This window comes from Prevotella sp. S7-1-8 (assembly GCF_000758925.1).
GTDB lineage: Bacteria > Bacteroidota > Bacteroidia > Bacteroidales > Bacteroidaceae > Prevotella.
Genome location: NZ_JRNC01000082.1, coordinates 1 through 18608 on the forward strand (window position 1 = coordinate 1; position 18608 = coordinate 18608).

At 45.7% G+C, this 18608-nt stretch carries 13 protein-coding genes; 3 read left to right on the top strand and 10 right to left on the bottom strand.

Annotated elements, in window-relative coordinates; translation table 11 throughout:
• Positions 1-91: 91 nt before the first annotated feature.
• Positions 92-1294, bottom strand: coding sequence for an aminopeptidase C (locus tag HMPREF1640_RS11125; protein ID WP_036894796.1), 1203 nt, complete (start codon positions 1292-1294; stop codon positions 92-94).
• A 47-nt stretch (positions 1295-1341) separates the two neighbouring features.
• Complete coding sequence (locus tag HMPREF1640_RS11130) at positions 1342-2739, bottom strand: aminopeptidase P N-terminal domain-containing protein (RefSeq protein ID WP_036894798.1); 1398 nt, start codon at positions 2737-2739, stop codon at positions 1342-1344.
• Between the two features lie 88 nt (positions 2740-2827).
• On the opposite strand from HMPREF1640_RS11130, the gene HMPREF1640_RS11135 reads away from it, so the two are divergent.
• Positions 2828-3670, top strand: coding sequence for a patatin family protein (locus HMPREF1640_RS11135; RefSeq protein ID WP_036894803.1), 843 nt, complete (start codon positions 2828-2830; stop codon positions 3668-3670).
• A gap of 190 nt (positions 3671-3860) precedes the next feature.
• Here HMPREF1640_RS11135 and trmD read toward each other — a convergent pair whose 3' ends face one another.
• The 6 genes from trmD to ftcD form a co-directional block, all read right to left on the bottom strand.
• Complete coding sequence (gene trmD, locus HMPREF1640_RS11140) at positions 3861-4535, bottom strand: tRNA (guanosine(37)-N1)-methyltransferase TrmD (RefSeq protein ID WP_036894805.1); 675 nt, start codon at positions 4533-4535, stop codon at positions 3861-3863.
• Positions 4536-4698: 163 nt separating this feature from the next.
• Positions 4699-6696 (bottom strand): NAD-dependent DNA ligase LigA, encoded by a 1998-nt coding sequence (gene ligA / locus HMPREF1640_RS11145; RefSeq protein WP_036894825.1) that lies wholly within the window; start codon positions 6694-6696, stop codon positions 4699-4701.
• A 244-nt stretch (positions 6697-6940) separates the two neighbouring features.
• Positions 6941-8185 carry an imidazolonepropionase gene (gene hutI, locus HMPREF1640_RS11150; RefSeq protein ID WP_036894807.1) on the bottom strand — a complete coding sequence of 415 codons (1245 nt, stop codon included), beginning with the start codon at positions 8183-8185 and terminating at the stop codon, positions 6941-6943.
• Positions 8186-8279: 94 nt separating this feature from the next.
• The gene (hutH, locus tag HMPREF1640_RS11155; RefSeq protein ID WP_036894809.1) at positions 8280-9755 is read right to left on the bottom strand and encodes a histidine ammonia-lyase; all 1476 of its coding nucleotides are present in this window, start codon (positions 9753-9755) and stop codon (positions 8280-8282) included.
• A 170-nt stretch (positions 9756-9925) separates the two neighbouring features.
• Positions 9926-11920: a urocanate hydratase gene (locus HMPREF1640_RS11160; protein ID WP_036894812.1), complete on the bottom strand. Its 1995-nt coding sequence runs from the start codon at positions 11918-11920 to the stop codon at positions 9926-9928.
• Between the two features lie 21 nt (positions 11921-11941).
• Complete coding sequence (gene ftcD, locus HMPREF1640_RS11165; protein WP_036894827.1) at positions 11942-13645, bottom strand: glutamate formimidoyltransferase; 1704 nt, start codon at positions 13643-13645, stop codon at positions 11942-11944.
• Between the two features lie 787 nt (positions 13646-14432).
• On the opposite strand from ftcD, the gene HMPREF1640_RS11170 reads away from it, so the two are divergent.
• A complete protein-coding gene (locus tag HMPREF1640_RS11170) occupies positions 14433-16751 on the top strand; it encodes an ATPase (RefSeq protein ID WP_036894815.1) in 2319 nt (772 codons plus the stop codon).
• Positions 16752-16756: 5 nt separating this feature from the next.
• A complete protein-coding gene (locus HMPREF1640_RS11175) occupies positions 16757-16987 on the top strand; it encodes a hypothetical protein (protein WP_036894817.1) in 231 nt (76 codons plus the stop codon).
• Positions 16988-17020: 33 nt separating this feature from the next.
• On the opposite strand, the gene HMPREF1640_RS11180 is transcribed toward HMPREF1640_RS11175, so the two are convergent.
• Both HMPREF1640_RS11180 and HMPREF1640_RS11185 read right to left on the bottom strand, forming a co-directional pair.
• Positions 17021-18082: a relaxase/mobilization nuclease domain-containing protein gene (locus HMPREF1640_RS11180; protein WP_036894820.1), complete on the bottom strand. Its 1062-nt coding sequence runs from the start codon at positions 18080-18082 to the stop codon at positions 17021-17023.
• Positions 18066-18497, bottom strand: coding sequence for a hypothetical protein (locus tag HMPREF1640_RS11185; protein ID WP_036894822.1), 432 nt, complete (start codon positions 18495-18497; stop codon positions 18066-18068). Before HMPREF1640_RS11185 ends, HMPREF1640_RS11180 begins: the two co-directional genes overlap by 17 nt.
• Positions 18498-18608: the final 111 nt, after the last annotated feature.

Here is an 18608-nt window from a genome sequence, read left to right on the forward strand (position 1 = left end):
CAATAAATTTTTATATGGCGAGCATCATTCAAAAAAAACTCCGAACATTTTTTTATGTTCGGAGCTTGTGCATTTTATATTTGGATAAAATTTATATACCGAGTTTTTTCCTGATGTCCTTAGGCACGGCATTTTTGTTAACCATAAAGTCCATGGTGTTGGCCACGATAAAGTTTTTGGTCATATACCAAATACCTTTGTAATCGCCAGTCTCCCCCCATGAGTTTTTCACCATGTAGTATTCCTTGCCATTTTGGTCCTTCGCAATGCCAAAGATAAGCATGCCGTGATCGTCGGTAAGCTCCCAATTGTCGTAGCGCTCTTGACGACTTTTCTGTGTCGGCGTAATTTCCGGTACGTTTACGCCCAGTGAATCGACGATATTTTTTTTCTCAGACTTACTGAGCTTGAGCCATCTGGCCATGTCGCTGCCTTCCATGCTTTCTATCTTTTTGGTGTCATACATGTAGGCTAGCCCTTGTCTTGTAAAGCCGTCCTCGCTTACATCTCCGCCCCATGCCACGGTGTATCCGTTCATGATGGCGTTGTCAATGATCCTGCCCAGTTCTTCTATAGGAACATTCCAAGAGAGAGGGTTGCGCCAGTTGTCTTGCACTTCCACCGCGAAAGCTGTCCAGAAAGGATGATGTGTGTATGAGGTGAATGTGGTGTAATTGTCCCAGTTGAGACCTAAACTCTGTGCGAAGCTCTTCGGCGTGTATGTTTTGCCTTGGTATGTAAACGTTTCAGGGCATTTACCCAGATAGGCATCAAGAATACCTTGCAATCCCACTTTCCACTGTCCAGAAATCTTTTTGGCTTTTGATTTGGCTACGGATTGCACGTATGGAGACATTACAGAGAAAAATTCGTTAAAGTTATTCAGTGAATCGCCATATAGACTGCCGGGGAAAGGCATTGCGTTTTCTGGGCAAATGCCATAGTTCTTGAGAGTGTAATACGCGTCGTATGAGCTGCCGCCTTGTGCGAATTGACAGTCGCCATGTAGTCTTACTACCTGTATGGCACGGTCCATATATGTTTTGTTGGCTACGAAGCTCTCGCAAAGGTCGTATGTCTTGCCGGTGGCTTTCAGTATTTCAGCTTCAAAAAAGCTCAACGTAGAGTAATCCCAGCAGGTGCCCGAGCGGTTTTGGTCTTTAATGCTCGTAATTGGGTTTTTCTTCACCACGGTAAAAATGGGCTTGTTCAAATTTTTTGTTGCCTTCTTTTCTTGTGCGTTAGCTCCAATCGCAAAAACTGCGAGAAAAGCCAAAAAAAATAGTTTCTTCATTATTTTGTTAGATTTATATAATTAGTGTCTGTATGATTGGCACAGGTTTAGCGAGCGATAAAAGCTTCTACATCTTTGGGGTGATAGGGTATTCTGTCTTTGCCGATGAAGCGACAGCCATTTTTTGTGATGAGCAAGTCATCTTCCAAGCGTATGCCTCCAAAGTCTTTGTAGGTCTCGAGTTTGTCGAAATTGATAAACTCCTTGCAGTGTCCACTTGCCTTCCAGTTGTCAATGAGTGCGGGAATGAAATATATGCCAGGTTCGTCCGTCACAACAAAACCCTCTTGCAAGCGTCTGCCCATACGCAGGCAGTTGGTTCCAAACTGTTCCAAGTTGGGTCTAACTTCGTCGTCGAAGCCCACGTTTATCTGGTCAAAGCTCTCCATGTCGTGTACGTCCATACCCATCATGTGTCCCAAACCATGCACCATGAACATAGCATGTGCGCCTGCCGCCACGGCGTCGTCGGTGTCTCCGCGCATCAAGCCCAGTTCTTTCAGACGTTCTGTCATCAACCGGCACACGCCGAAGTGCACGTCCCACCATTTCACGTTGGGTTTGGCCACGGTCAGCACATAGTCGTGGCATTCCTCGACAATGGAGTATATTTCCAGTTGTCTTTGGTCATAGCGTCCGCTTACAGGTGTTGTGCGCGTGTTGTCGGAGCAGTAGTTGTTAATGGTTTCGGCTCCAGCGTCGCACAGCATGAGTTTTCCGGCTTGTAATTTGGCCATCGATGGCGCTCCGTGTTGTATCTCACCGTGTTGTGACAGGATGGTGGGGAAACTCACCATGGCGCCCATGCCATTGGCTATACCGTCAAGCGTTCCGGCAATTTCCTTTTCCGTGACGCCGGGCCGGCACATCTTCATGGCCGTTGTGTGCATTTTGTAGCCAATTAGCGCGGCACGTTCCAACTCTTCTATTTCTTCTTCTGTCTTGGTGGAGCGCATTTTTACCACTGCTTGAATTAGCGTCATAGACGCTTGGCCTTTCTGCTTGTCGGGATGTATGCCCAGCAGGTCTGAAATCATAATCTTGATGTCTGCCCTGTATGGAGGCAAGAAATGTATGGTGCGTTTGTCACGTTTGGCCTCTTTGCAGATTTTTGCCAATTCTATCATTGGGGCGCTGTTGGGCACGCCCACTTGCCCAGCCATGTCGTGCACGCTATCCACAGCGCCATACCATACGATATCGTCTATGGAGATATCATCGCCAATAAGGGTTTCTTTGTTGTTGTCAACGTCGATAACGCCGACGAGTCCATCCCTGTTCTGTCCAAAATAATACAGGAAAGAAGAGTCTTGACGGAAAGGGTGATAACCATTGTTGGGGAAATTGGCAGGGGCGTTATTATTGCCAAAAAGAACGATGATGCCACTTTTTACAAGTTTTTTCAATTCCGCGCGACGGCTAACATAGGTTTCTTTGCTAAACATATTTAGGTTATTTTATGATCTATCTATTGCAAAGATACGACTTCTTCATTAAAAATTACTATTTTTGCATATAAAATTAATAGTTTTTATGCGTTTGGACAGGAATACGGGCTTGGTGCTTGAAGGTGGTGGAATGCGAGGCGTTTTTACCAGTGGCGTGCTTGATGCTTTTATGAAGCATGATGTTTATTTTCAGTATGTTGTTGCCGTTTCGGCAGGAGCGTGTAATGCCATGAGCTATATCTCGCGCCAACCGCGCCGCGCGCGTATCTCAAATATTGATTATTTGGCAAAATATAATTATATAGGCATTAGGCATTTGGTGACACAAGGCTGCATGTTCGATCAAAAATTGCTTTATGATCGTTTCCCTAATGAGTTGATACCATTCGATTATGACACATTTTTCCGTTTTTCCAAGGGGTTCGAGGCGGTTGCCACCAATTGCCGCACTGGTCGTCCGGCATATCTCACGGAGACATCCAATGTCCAGTGCGCGCTCGACATGGTGCGTGCCTCAAGCAGTTTGCCATTTGTCAGCAAGATAGTGGAAATAGACGGGCAGCCCCTGCTTGATGGTGGCATTGTCGATTCCATACCCGTGATGCGTGCCATTGACATGGGGCATTCTGCCAACATTGTTGTTTGCACGCGCAACTATGGTTACCGCAAGAAAGTGAGAGATCGTAAAATTCCAAGTTTTATTTACAAGAATTATCCTCGCCTAAGGGTTGCCCTCAGTCATAGGATCGAGGCCTACAATGAGCAACTTCAGCTCGTCGAGGATCTTGAGAGGCAAGGTTCCATAGTTTGTATTCGTCCGCAACGATGTGTGGATGTGGGCCGGATGGAGAAAAATATTAACAAGTTGGAGGCTCTTTACGAAGAGGGGTTCGCGCTCGGGGAAGAATTTTGCGAGACTTATGCGTGATCTCGCTTGCTCACGGTCTTGTTGATATTGGTTGCATGGGCGTGGTTCTTCCGTGGTCGTAGGCTTCGGGTTATGACGCCAAAATATCAGTCGCATATTTGTTTTTAACCATGTTCAACTCTATATCTTCCTAATTTTCTTGCGCTAGTTTTTTTTAGGATTTACACTCCGCGGCTTAGATGTAGCCTCTTCATTTCAGCAAGTCAGGTCTCAACTGCTTGGTTCGTTCCATGGCTTGTTCCATTTCCCACTGTTTTATTTTTGCCTCGTTGCCACTCAACAGCACTTCGGGCACTTTCCAACCTTTGTATTCCGCTGGTCGCGAATAGATGGGCGCAGCCAGCAAATCATCCTGAAAACAATCTGACAGGGCGCTCTGTTCGTCGCCGATTACGCCGGGAACCACCCTTACCACAGCGTCGGCGATGGCTGCCGCGGCCAATTCGCCGCCCGTGAGTACGAAGTCGCCCACGCTTATCTCGCGCGTGATGAGATGGTCGCGCACACGTTGGTCAATGCCTTTATAATGGCCACAGAGCAAAACGATGTTTTTTTGCAAGCTCATTTCGTTCGCGACGTGCTGGTTAAACTTCTCGCCATCGGGAGTCACATAGATTACATCGTCATAGTCGCGCTCGGCTTTCAAGGCTGACAGGCAGCGGTCTATAGGCTCAATTTGCATTACCATCCCAGCGAACCCACCGTAGGGATAGTCGTCCACCCTGCGCCATTTGTCATGCGTGTAGTCGCGTAGATTATGCAAATGGATTTCCGCCAAGCCTTTTTTCTGTGCGCGAGCCAATATCGACTCGTTGACAAAACCCTCTATCATTTCTGGTAATACGGTGATGATGTCTATTCTCATGTTAAAGTGCTATATATAAAAAGAGGTGTAACCTTGTTTGTTAAGCGAGCGCATGTTGGCAACCATCAATTTTTTGGCTTGTCTGACGACGAGCCTTGTGCGATCCTTTGTTTGTTCGGCGCAAAATTAACGCATTTTTCTCATTCGCGCAATATCATTTCTGTCAATCCACAAATTGGCGTATAAAATCTTCCTCGGATATGATGGGAATGTTCAGCTGCTTCGCTTTTTGGTTCTTGCCGCTTGTTGATAGCGTGTCATTGTTAATCAAAAACGAGGTCAATTTGCTTACGGAGCCAGTCACCTTGCCACCTTGACCCTCTATGTATGTTTTTAGCTCGTTGCGGTTCTTGTAGTGTTTCACGTCGCCGGTCACCACGAAAGTCAGTCCCTCGCAGCGCTTGCCCATTGGTGTTATTGCCGTCTGTTCAATGGTTAGCTTGGGCAAGAGGCGTTCAACCATGCCTTTGTTTTCAGGCTCTTTGAACCAATTGACAAACGATGCCGCCTTTTCAGGGCCAATCCCGGGTATGGTCTCAAGAATGGTTTCGGGTTGGGACGAAAACAATTCTCCGTTGTTTTTATGCCCGGTTGCTATCTCCATGAGCTCTTGTAAAGAGTAGGCCGCAAGCAAACGCTTGCATACGTCTTGTCCTATCATTGGTATGGATAGAGCGAATAACAGTCGGCGCGCGTCAACTTTGCGTGCTTGTTCTACGGAGCTGACAATGTTGGCGGCCGACTTTTGGCCGAAACCTTCGAGCTGCGCTATCGCTTCTGCATGGTCAGGCAGGCTGTATATGTCAGCGTACTCCGTAATCCAGCCCATATTAATAAAGCGAGACAATGTCTGCTCTGATATGCCGTCTACGTTCACGCCGTCCTTGGAGACAAAGCGATCGAATTTTTTAAGTTGTTTGGCCGGGCATTTATCGTTGGTGCAATGCAGTGTTTGGGTGCCACTGTTAGGGCTGACCCTCACCTCTGTGAGCGATTGGCATACTGGACAATGGTGCGGTATGTCCAGTTCGCCTATTTTCTTGTTCACTTTGATTACCTTAGGAATAATCTTGTTTGCCTTGATAACTTCCAAGGATGTGCCTTGGCTTCCAATGCCCAATCGTTCACATTCGCTTATATTGCAGAGCGAAGCCCGTTTCACGATAGTGCCTTCAATTTCCACGGGCGTGAAGATGGCGACGGGCGAAATGGTCGATGCGGCGCAGCTCCACTCAATGTCTTCCAACGTGGTGGTGGCGCTTTCGTCTTGCCATTTGAAAGCGTAGCCAGCCCGTGTGGCATGATGGCCGGTAACCGAGCCTGTCGCGGCGTATTCGGTGTCGTCATATACGATGACAAGACCGTCCACGGGGTATGGGTTTTTGTGGCTCGTTACGCGCAACGTCCACTGGTCTATCACTTTTTGCATTTCCGTGATTGTGGGGTGGCTTACCAATTCGTGCTCCACGCAGTTCATTCCATTGTCTTTCAGAAACTGCATGCGTTGTCCCCACGATGTCAATTTTTGCTCGCAATAAACCAAAGTGAAAGGTATCCATTTGATGTGTCGCTCCGCCACCTCGGCAACGTCTTTGAGCGTGAGAGACCCAGACGCCAGGTTGCGTGGGTTGGCAAATCCGCCATCGTTTTCCATGTTGAATCGTTCAAAGTCTTCATACGAGATGATGGCTTCGCCACGTATCACCACGTGTCCATTGTCTTTGATTTTTGGCGGTATGCCATTGATGGCCCTGCCAAGATGTGTAATATTGGTTCCGACATGGCCATTGCCTCGTGTCACAATCTTGGATAGTTTGCCGCCATCATACGTCACTACCAAGGTAAGGCCATCTAATTTCCATGATATCCAGATGGGCTTGCCCTCTGCCCATTTAACCAAATCGGCGGTTTTTTTTGTCTTGGCCAAAGACAAAGCGGCAAATTCATGCTTTTCTTTTTGGCCACTTATATTGTCTTCCGAAACTTTTGCGGTGGGCGATTCGGGCAGCTTCTGTCCTGTCTCCTGTTCCAACCGTTTCAATTCGTCAAACTTCGCGTCCCATTCGAAGTCGGTCATCAGTTCGCCTTTGCCATTGTAATAAGCTTCTGACGCGGTGTTAAGCTCGTCGACCAACTGTCTCATTCTCTGAAGATTGTCCATTGTGGTTTGGTTGTTCATGTTCCTTGTGTATGATGGCATGACTAAATGTATGTCGCGGATTGCGTGCGCAAAGATAACAATAAATATTTTATTTGTTTCCAATAACCTTCACTTTGTGCTTTGTTCCTACGCTTACAAACGGCAAGCCCTAATAAGGATTTCCGGTTGTCCTTGTCAGGGCCTGAGCCGTGGACAGTCTTTGGCGCAAGTCTTGGGCCATTGGCTCATGGTCAACATTTTTTTTTCACTTGCGATACTCTACGCCTTTGAGGAATATGCGGCGTATGATCGGTGTGGTGTAAGCATAGGGGATGAAGTCGACGGATGGGATAGGGTCTGTAATATAGAAGTTGGCCACTTTGCCTTTGGTTATCGATCCGTAGTCTTCGCTTAACCCCATGGCGCACGCGCTGTTAAGTGTTGCCGCATTGATTGCTTCGGCCGGCATAAGCCGCATTTTTATACAGGCAAGTGAAACGGCAAACTTCATGTCGCCTGACGGGGTTGAGCCGGGGTTGTAATCAGAGGCGATAGCCATTGGCAACCCGGCCTCAATCATCTTTCTGGCTGGCGCGAACGGCATGTTCAGGAAGAACGATGTGCCTGGCAGGGCTGTGGGTATGGTGTTCGTGTTTTTGAGCAACTCGATATCGTGGTCGTCCATTGCTTCAAGGTGGTCTACCGAAAGAGCGTCACATTCCACGGCAACATCCACGCCACCCGATACGGCAAGTTCTTCGGCATGAATTTTTCCGCGCAGCCCGTATTTTTCTCCTGCCTTAAGAATGCGTCGTGTCTCCTCAGGCGTGAAAAACCCTTCGTCGCAGAACACGTCGATGAAGTCGGCGAGATTTTCCTTTGCTACCGCTGGTAGCATGTCGTTGATGACATGGTCTACGTATTCTTTTTGCCTGCCGGCAAACGCGCGTCCCACCGCGTGCGCGCCGAGAAAATTGGCCACCACTTTTACCGGGGATGTTTCTTTGACACGCCGAATGACACGCAGCATTTTCAGTTCATCCTCGAGATTGAGCCCATAGCCGCTTTTTATCTCTATGGCTCCCGTACCTTTGCGGATAACTTCGTCCACGCGTTTCATGGCTTGCGTGTATAGCTCGTCCTCGGACAGCTCATGAAGGCGGTCGGCCGAGTTGAGGATGCCACCGCCACGCTTGGCTATTTCAGCATAGCTTAGGCCACGAATTTTATCCACAAATTCGCCTTCTCGACTTCCTGCGTAGACAATATGGGTGTGCGAATCGCAAAAAGACGGTAGCACCGCTCCGCCCTCGGCGTCCACGACGGTTGTGTCACTGTCTATTTGCGGCATGTCGCTGCGTTTCCCATACGCTGCGATTCGTCCGTCTTCCACATATAGGTAAGCATGCTCAATGGTGTCAATACGGGCCATTTCGTCTCCTTTCAGGCAGCGTTTGCCATCATGTCCGACACCCGCGAGAATGTCTATATTTGTTACTAATAATTTCATAATCTTTTGTTTAATGAAAAAGCCTTATCCACTTCTCTTTCCCCAAAAGGGATAAAGCGAAGCGGATGAGGCCTAATGGTTGGAAAAAAGATTCTTATTTTCTCAGGAACTCCACGGATTTTGCAATGTGTGGAGCCATAAATTGATCGTTTTCAACAAATGGCACCGCTTCGCGATATTCTTCGAAGATAGCTTCGATTACAGGCGATGATTTGAGCGGACGTCGGAACTCCAACGCTTGTGCGGCATTGAAAAGCTCAATGGCAAGCACACGTTCCGTGTTCAACACCACTTGATAGAGCTTGGTCGCCGCGTTGGCGCCCATGCTGACGTGGTCTTCCTGGCCCTGTGACGATGGTATGCTGTCGGCGGAAGCCGGTGTGCAATACATCTTGCTTTGGCTTACGATGGAGGCCGCTGTGTATTGTGGAATCATGAAACCGCTATTTAATCCAGGCTTGGCAACCAAGAAACTTGGAAGGTCTCGTGTGCCCGACACGAGCTTATAAATACGGCGTTCAGATATGTTGCTGAGTTCGCAGAGCGCTATTGCGAGGAAATCCATCGGTTGGGCAATAGGCTCGCCATGAAAATTACCTGCCGAAATAATCAAGTCTTCGTCTGGGCAGACGGTTGGATTGTCGGTCGCTGCGTTCACCTCAATGTCGATAACAGATTTCACATAACGAATAGTGTCTTTGGAAGCGCCATGAACTTGCGGTATGCAGCGGAAAGAATAGGGGTCTTGTACGTTTACTTTGGGCTGCTTGATAAGTTCGCTGCCTTCGAGCAACTCACGAATGTGGGCTGCCGTTTCAATTTGTCCTTGGTGTGGGCGAACAGCGTTTACAGCGTGTAAGAAAGGCTCAATGCGCCCGTCGTAAGCCTCAAGTGACATTGCGCTAATTTTGTCAGCCCAATCGCTTAGGCGCTCCGACTGAAGCAAGGACCATACCGCGAAAGCACCCATGTTCTGTGTGCCATTGAGCAAGGCTAAACCTTCTTTCGAGACAAGTTGTATGGGTTGCCAACCCATTTTACGTAGCATTTCTTCTCCCGAAATGATTTCCCCTTTATATTCTACATCGCCCATACCTATCAATGGTAGGCATAGGTGTGCCAATGGGACCAAATCGCCAGAGGCTCCAAGTGAGCCCTGCATGTAAACCACGGGGTATATATCGTTGTTGAAGAAATCTATCAAGCGTTCCACAGTGGCAATCTGGCAGCCTGAATAACCATAGCTAAGGGATTGCACTTTGAGAAGGAGCATTATTTTCACTATTTCATTCGGGACTCTATCGCCCACGCCACACGCGTGCGACATCATTAAGTTCTTCTGTAGGTCTGCCAATCGCTGCTTGTCAATAGATATTTTGCACAGCGATCCGAAACCTGTTGTCACGCCATAGACGGGTTTGTCGGATGTCTCGATCTTCTTGTCCAGATACTCGCGGCATCGGATAATTCTTTGACGTGCGTCGTCGGATAGTTCGAGCTTGACGTCTTTCGTGATGATTTCGCCAATTCTTTCTATCGAAAGGTGGTCTGCGCTTATTTTGTGTTTCATTTTTTTATTGTTTGGTTGTGGTAATATTGAGGATAGAAAAGCGACGGCGTGTCTGTCTCTCACTTTTCACACATTCATTGGGAGAGTCTCCGTTTGAGTCGCTCGCATGCTCGCGTCAGAACGGTCGACGCCCTTCGGAATATCGTTCTCTTGTCCAGAGGCTTTCGTTTTTAAAATGCTTTATTTATCACTTCGTCATCGACAAGGTTGGGAAGCGTAACTTTCAAATTGGGAGTGCGCTCCATTTCTCGCTTGATGGCAGCCATGGAGCCTTCGTTGCGAGCCCAGCTGCGGCGCGTGATGCCATTGTTAACATCCCAAAGGAGCATCTCGCGAATGTGGCGTTCCGAATCTTTGCCACCGTCAATGACCATGCCAAAGCCTCCGTTTATCACCTCGCCCCAGCCAACGCCGCCTCCATTGTGGATGGAAACCCATGTCGCGCCACGGAAAGCGTCGCCGATAACGTTCTGTACGGCCATGTCGGCGCAGAACTGTGAGCCGTCGTAAATGTTAGAGGTCTCGCGGAAAGGAGAGTCGGTGCCCGATACATCATGATGGTCTCTGCCAAGAACGACAGGCCTGCTGATTTCGCCACGTTTGATAGCGTCGTTGAAAGCCAAGGCTATTTTCGTTCTTCCCTCACAGTCGGCGTAAAGGATACGTGCTTGCGAGCCAACGACAAGACGGTTTTTCCCGGCCTCTTTAATCCAGTGAATGTTATCGTCTAACTGGCCGATAATATCGGGAGTGGCGGTTTCCCTGATTTCTTCCAACACCTTTGTGGCAATTCTATCCGTTACCTCCAAGTCTTTGGGGTCACCCGATGAACAAACCCAGCGGAATGGCCCGAAGCCGTAGTCAAAGAACATCGGTCCCATGATGTCTTGAACATAAGAGGGGTAGCGGAACTTGTTGTTTGCTCCCATGATGTCAGCGCCTGCGCGACTCGACTCCAAAAGGAAAGCGTTTCCATAGTCGAAGAAGTACATACCTTTGGCCGTGAGCTTGTTGATGGCCGCCACTTGGCGGCGCAACGATTCTTTCACTTTCTCCTTGAATATCTTTGGCTCTTCCGCCATCATGCGCTTGCTCTCCTCAAAAGAGATGCCCACGGGGTAGTAGCCGCCTGCCCACGGATTGTGGAGGGAAGTCTGGTCGGAGCCAAGATCCACACGAACATCCTCTTCTGCCAAACGCTCCCAGAGGTCCACCACATTGCCAACATATGCCAACGATACAACCCGACGCTCTTCGACGGCTTTGCGAATGGTTGGTATCAACTCATCCAAATTGTCGTGAAGCTCGTCCACCCAGCCTTGATCGTAGCGTTTGCGAGCTGCCAAAGGGTTGATTTCTGCCGTGACGCTCACCACGCCTGCAATGTTGCCGGCTTTGGGTTGCGCGCCCGACATACCGCCTAAACCAGATGTAACAAACAGCTTCATGTTGTCGCCACCTACCTTGCGGGCTGCGTTCAGCACGGTGATGGTCGTTCCATGAACGATACCTTGCGGGCCAATGTACATATAAGATCCGGCGGTCATCTGCCCATATTGGCTCACACCGAGTGCGTTGTCGCGCTCCCAGTCGTCTTGTTTGGAGTAATTTGGTATGACCATACCATTGGTAACCACCACGCGCGGGGCGTTTTTGTGCGACGGAAAAAGCCCGAGCGGATGGCCCGAATACATCACGAGCGTCTGCTCGTCGGTCATTTCGCTCAGATATTTCATCACAAGTCTATATTGTGCCCAGTTTTGGAACACCGCGCCATTGCCGCCATAGGTGATCAATTCGTGCGGATGTTGTGCCACGGCCTTGTCCAGATTGTTTTGTATCATCATCATGATTGCCGCGGCTTGCACAGACTTGTGCGGATATTCGTCTATTGGACGGGCGTACATCTCATAGGATGGGCGGAACCGATACATGTATATGCGACCGTATGTTTGCAGTTCTTTAACAAATTCAGGCGCCAGCGTGGCGTGAAATTTCTTGGGGAAATAGCGCAAGGCATTGCGCAAGGCGAGCTTCTTCTCCTCTGCTGTCAAGATGTCTTTACGCTTTGGCGCATGATTGATTTCTTTGTCGTAAGGCTGTGGCTCGGGCAGCGTGTCTGGAATACCGGCGCGGATGTCTTCGATAAATTGTTCTTTTGTCATAGTTTATAGATTTTTAGCTGATTATAATTTATTCTCTACTATTTTCATGATTTCAGCCTCAAGTTCGTTGGCTTTCTTTATCAATTCGTTCGCTTCGCCAACCAATTTGTCGGCCTTTGCGCGGTCTTTCAATCCAGAGGCGTTGATTTTCACGTTAAGCCCTGCGCCCAATACCGCCGCTCGCGCGGCAAGCGCGCCTACTCCCGCGTCTGAAACACTGTTCGGGTTGCCCTCTTCTGCCATAGCCTTGCATATCTCGAACACTTTGCAAGAAGCGTTCATGGTGTGCAAGGGCACTTCCGTGGCGAACAACGTGGCGGCTTGAATGGCGGCGGTGCGGGCGGCTTTTTCCTCATCCGTTTTTTTCGGCAGGCCAAACGCTTCCATAATGCGGTTGAATGCTTTGGTGTCTTCGTCCACGAGCGTCATCAGCTCTGCTTGTACCGCCTGACCCTTGTCGGCCCATTCGCTGAACTCTTCCCAGCGCGCGTCCCAACCAGCCTTGTGGCTTGAAAGGTTGGCGACCATGGTGCCGAGAGCGGCGCCAAGGGCACCCATGTAAGCGGAGATGGTACCACCACCGGGGGCTGGAGATTCGCGCGATGTCTCATTGGCAAATTCGTCTACGGTAAGGTCTATTAGGCGGGCCGACTTCTGGGCGTCTTCCAAAAGAAATTCGATGACTTTCTCACGAGGATTAAATTCTTTCAAGTCGTCCAAGCCCATAGACTTGATGGCAATTTTGATGATGTCGCTTTCGGGTATTCCTGTAGAGCGTTCTTGCTTTTTCAAGAAATGTTTGCCAGCTTCTATCAGCGTGCGTTTAGGTATCAATCCCACGATTTCCGTACCTGTCACGCGAATGCCGCGGTTTTGCGCGCAGCGACAAACCTCGTCGAAAGCAATGTGCAATGGGGTCTTGTTGATATCGGTGATATTCATGGATACCTGCGCGATGCCATATTCGTCTATGTACCATCCGATGGCTTTGGTCCCCTTCAGCGTTCCCGGTATCATGATTGTTTTGCCGTTAGCGTCCTTCATTGGCTTGCCTATGGGCGATCCGCCCTCACGCCGTGGGCGTCCTTTCTCGCGCACGTCGAATGCGATGGCGTTGGCGCGTCGTGTTGAAGTGGTGTTGAGATTAAAGTTGGTCGCTATCAGGAAATCGCGGGCTCCTACGGCCGTACAGCCAGTGCGTGCCAGGCCTTCGTCCCATGGCCTTGCTCCAAAGTCGGGCGCTTCTTTCTCTACGGTCATTCTCTCTTGCAGTCCCTCGTATTCGCCTTTACGGCAGATAGCGAGGTTTTTGCGCTCCGGCGTCCTTGCCGCGGCCTCGTAGCAGTAGCATGGCACGTTCAGCTCGGTGGCGATGCGCTGCGCCAATTTGCGCGCCAGCTCGGCACATTTCTCAAGCGTAATGCCCGCGACTGGGATGAGTGGGCATACGTCGGTTGCGCCCATACGGGGGTGGGCGCCGTGTTGTTGGCGCATGTCAATGAGCTGTGCGGCCTTTTTCACGCATTGGAAAGCGGCCTCCACCACCACGTCGGGCGAGCCCACGAAGGTGATCACGGTGCGGTTGGTGGCTTCTCCGGGGTCTACGTCCAAGAGCATTACGCCTTTTACGCGCTCAATCTCGTCTGTCACTTGCTTGATGATTTCTTTGTCGCGACCCTCGCTAATATTAGGGACGCACTCAACAATTTGCGTTTCTTGTACCATGATAGTTTTAAGATTAAATTTAGGTTTCTTTTTTCTTGGCGTAAAATTAAGCATAAGACAGCAGATAGCAAAATATTTATTATTATTTGTTGATAAATGATTTAAATATGTATTTTTCTTTGGATTAGCCGTGTGATTTATATTGTTGGATTGTCGGAAACGCAATCCATGGTTGAGAGCTTTTTATTTTAAAAAGCAAATAAACGCATGCCGGACAATGAATATAAAATCTTCTTTGCGATTTATTTAGTTCGTCAATAAAAATCCTTTTTTGAAATTATCTGACAAAAGCTCTCGTAAGCGTGGCTTGTTTGAAAATGAAGACGTCGTGGCTTAAAATTCGGCGAAAATAAGCGAGTTATGATAACGCCCTGATAACCACCAGTCTACGGGTATATGGATGCGTATTTCTCAAAAAAATATTTTTTTTCTTTTGCGATTAGGTTTTAATCGCTTGGAAAGATAATATCTAAAATGCAACTTATTGAAAATAAACAAGTTACCTTGTTAATATAACTGAATAGGTAACGATTTGGAAACGAGCGAGCTACTTGGCTTTGCTGTTTTCTGCCTAACAAAGAACGCTTGTTATTCTGTTTGCAAAGATAATACTTTATTGAGAATAGAGCAATTCTTTTAAGTGAAAAATATACTTTCTGTCAGAAAAACAAGGATTTTCACCATAAAAATACTACCTTTGTAATATATTTCTTTAAGTATTTTTACACTATAACCAATTAAAGATTTGGATGTCTTAGTTAGTATTCATAGAATAATATTTTGACATATGGAACCTGTATACATTGATATTCATATTCATACATCATCTAACCCTGATAGTCTTAATGTAAATTATGACTTTGAGACTCTTTTTACTAAGGTGAGAGACAAAGCCCAAGCACAAAATATTTTGCTTTCTTTTACTGATCATAATGTAATAAATAAGAGAGTATATCTTACTGCACTTGACGCATGTAGTCCAGATATACATTTAATGCTTGGCGTAGAATTACATATCCATTATGTTTTAGAAACAGAAGCATATCACTGCCATATGTTTTTCAAAAATGAGATAACGGAACAGTCTATAGACGATATAAATGATATATTGGATAGACTATATCCTCGAAAAACAGTTGATAAGAAAGATACTTCTATTCCAACTCTTGATAAGGTTATCAATGAGTTCGACAACTATGATTTTGTTCTACTTCCTCATGGGGGGCAATCTCATGCTACTTTTAATAAGGCTATACCATCAACAAAGAAGTTTGATACTATGATGGAGCGCAGTGTTTATTACAATCAGTTCGATGGCTTTACAGCAAGAAGCGAATCTAAACGAGAAGAGACAGATAAGTACTTTCAAAGACTTGGTATTAGTGATTTTGTAAACCTTGTAACTTGCTCAGACAACTATGATCCTGCCAGATATCCTAATGCCAAAGATGCAGAACCTTTCGTTCCAACTTGGATGTTTTCTCAACCCACTTTTGAAGGATTTAGATTATCTTTGTCTGAGAAATCTCGTTTAATATATAGCCTGTCTAAACCAGAATCATGGTCAGAAAAGATTGAAAGTGTTAAATATAAAAATGAACATCTTGATATAGATGTACAATTTAGTTCAGGTCTCAATGTTATTATAGGAGGATCCTCAAGTGGCAAAACACTGTTGGTAGATTCTATATGGAGGAAGCTATCCAAGAAATCTTTTGAAGATTCTAATTATAAAGATTTTGATGTTGAAAATATCAATGTAGTTAATCCTTCGGAGATGACTCCTCACTATTTAGGGCAGAATTATATTATGAAAGTTATAGGAAATGATTCTGAGCAAGGTATTGAAGAAATCGAAATCATTAAAAGCCTGTTTCCTGACAATAGAGAAATTTCAGAACAAGTGGGAAGCAGCCTCGCTACATTAAAAAAAGATTTAACAGAATTAATCCGCACTGTAGAAGAGATTGAGTCTATAGAGCATAAGATGAGAGTGACTCCACAAATAGGTAGATTACTTGTTTTAAATCCCATTAGACAAAACATCATTTCCACCCTGCTACCCAAATCAAATGAACGTAATTCTATTTCCTATGAGAATCTTAAGAAAACAAATCATATAGCTGCATTATTAGAGATAAAAACGCTTTTACGGAACAATCCTTTTGTGTCTGATTACAATACAACTATAGATGAGTTAATCAAAGTATTACAGATCGTGTACAAATATAGTGAAGTTGAAAATAATGTTTTTACAACTATAAACAACGCTAATAACACATATGCGAGTATTCTTCTAACAGAAAGTCAAGAAGATCAAACTAAAACACAGCAATTCGATAAATTGATAAAGCAAATAAGTGATTATGTTTATTTAAATAGGAAATTTAAAAAATACTTACATGCGATAGCTTCTTATCAAGTTGAGTTTGAAACAAAAGAAATAAAATCCTCTGGACATTCTCTATTTATAAAGAATCAATATAAAATTAACAAAAATATTGTTCTTGATGTCTTTAATAGTAAGTTAAAAACAACTTGTAAGATTGATGCTTTTAATAATATCTCACCAAAAAAATTATTTCAAAAGAATTTTAGTGGGCAAAAACCTAAAGTGATAGACTATCAAGACTTCATAAATAGGGTTTATAAAGATTTTGAAAATATGAACAAGACTATCTATAGTATTACAACTGAAGAGGGAAAGGATTTCAGTCGCCTCAGTGCAGGATGGAAAACTTCTGTACTATTAGATCTTATTCTTGGATATGATAAAGATATAGCCCCAATTATTATTGATCAGCCAGAAGATAATCTTGCAACTAAATATATTAATGATGGTTTAGTGAGTGCGATTAAGAAAGTAAAAAACACGAAACAGATAATTCTTGTCTCTCATAATGCAACAATTCCAATGATGGGAGATGCTCAACAAATTATTTATTGTGAAAATAAAAATGGTGTAATAGTAATACGTTCATCACCGCTCGAAGGAAAAATTGGAGAAAAATCAATTCTTGATTTAATAGCATCAATAACGGATGGTGGCAAACCTTCAATAAAGAAACGAGTAAAAAAATATAACTTAAAGAAATTCACAACTTAGAACATATGAAATTATTTTTTAAAAAGGACGAAATGGGAAATATAACAGTCCAAATACAGAAAGGTACTACTGCCATAGATTATGACTATGTTGAAATGTTAAAGCAACTTATAGAAGAGAATAAAATAGAATGCGACTGGGAAAATATAGAGGAACTCGAGCAACAAAAGTTTACAGAATTACTTGATAAAATCAAAGATGCTGTTGCTGAAGGGATGAGCAAACCTTTAGAATAGCTCTGTACGATTTAGCGATGCGGGAGGTAGCCATCATATATTTCTTCCTCGCTTCTTCTTTCTATTGGCTTGGGTCCTTAGTTTGCGCTGCCATGCAGCTTCGGCATGATCATTGCCCTGTGCGGTTGGCGTAATCATCTCGCCCAAGCCTTCCATTACTTCATCGACTACGCTAATGGCAGTATCTGCTATTGTACCAATAGTATTAAGTGGTTGTAGGGTATTTCCATCTCGTGAGATATTGGAACGGCTTGGAGGAACAAGTTGATAAGCTGTACCAAAATTTTCTTTTTCCTTTGGCGGATTATACTCGTGTTGTTGCAATGTCTTTGACTCTGCCTTATTGCGAAGGTCAAAGTTTTTCTGCAAGGAACGATAGCCAAATTCCCTGCCGACCTCCGAAGCCTTGAACGTATGTTCTCCGTATGAGAACTTTAAGCCATAAACCTTGCCCTGCTTGTTCTTCATACGCTCTATGGTAATACCGTTCTTGTTCAGTTCGTAGAGGAACATGGAATGTCCCGTGATACCTGTACCTTTGTATTTATCAAGCAAGGTATAGCATATCCTTTGCAGTTCTTTCTTTGCTTCCTCCCTTGTGGGATTAGCTTTTGCCTTTTGGTGTTTCCTCTCCGCCTTGACCTCCTTTGCGATGGTCAAGCCTTTCTCCCTGCTGATGTCCTCCGCCACCCTCGCTGCCCTGTTGCTCACAAAAGTGGTGTCATATACCTCTCCACACAGACTGATGCGGTTGGCGATGATATGAATATGCCTGTTATCGGTGTCCTTGTGGGTTACGGCTACCCATTGGTGATTGTCAAGCCCCATTCGCTTGGCAAACAGATGAGATATCCTCATCAATTCAGAAACAGGCAGTTTCTTCTCGTCCTGCGGAGCGATACCTATTTCGATACGGAGGAACTTGTTCCTGCATCGGCTGTTGTAGTCGCTGACCACCTTCATTTCCTCATGGATAGCCTTCGGCTCCCTGCTGCAAAGATTGTGGAAGGCAAGCCGACAACCGATCTTGCCCTCCCTGAAAATATAGTCCAATGCCGTGCTTCCGTGCGCTATCGCCTTACACTTTCCTATCATTTCTCGTCAATTTTAAGACCTTATAAATATCGTCATCAATCCGAAAGTGAGGGTCGTAAAAACGCTTAAATGCTTCCTTGGCACATATGGAAAGGTTCTTCGTTATCGGCACCCATGCCTTATCCTTGACCTTGATAAGGTTGGAAATCTGCCCGTAGAACATTCCTGTCCGCTGGAGTATGGCAATGGCTTCCCTCTCATTGTCCGTCATTGGAGGAACTGCTATCACTTCACCTCTGATTAACATCTCACGGCAGTAGTCGGAGAATTTACGCCCTGTGCTTTCCGCCCTTGACTTGATGCGCTGCTTCTCCTCCAAGCTGCACCTAACCTTGATGAACTCCGTCTTGTTCATACTCTGTTCTTCCTTGTCCTGTTGCTGCCATCGGGCAGTTTTTCCCTTGTATCTTTTCATATAAATTTCTTTGAAAGTTTATCATTGTAGATGGTTTGTTATTTCTTAATTCCTAAAAGTTTATCGATGAGAACGAAGTGATTACGGTCTTATCTCCCCGATTGTCTGACG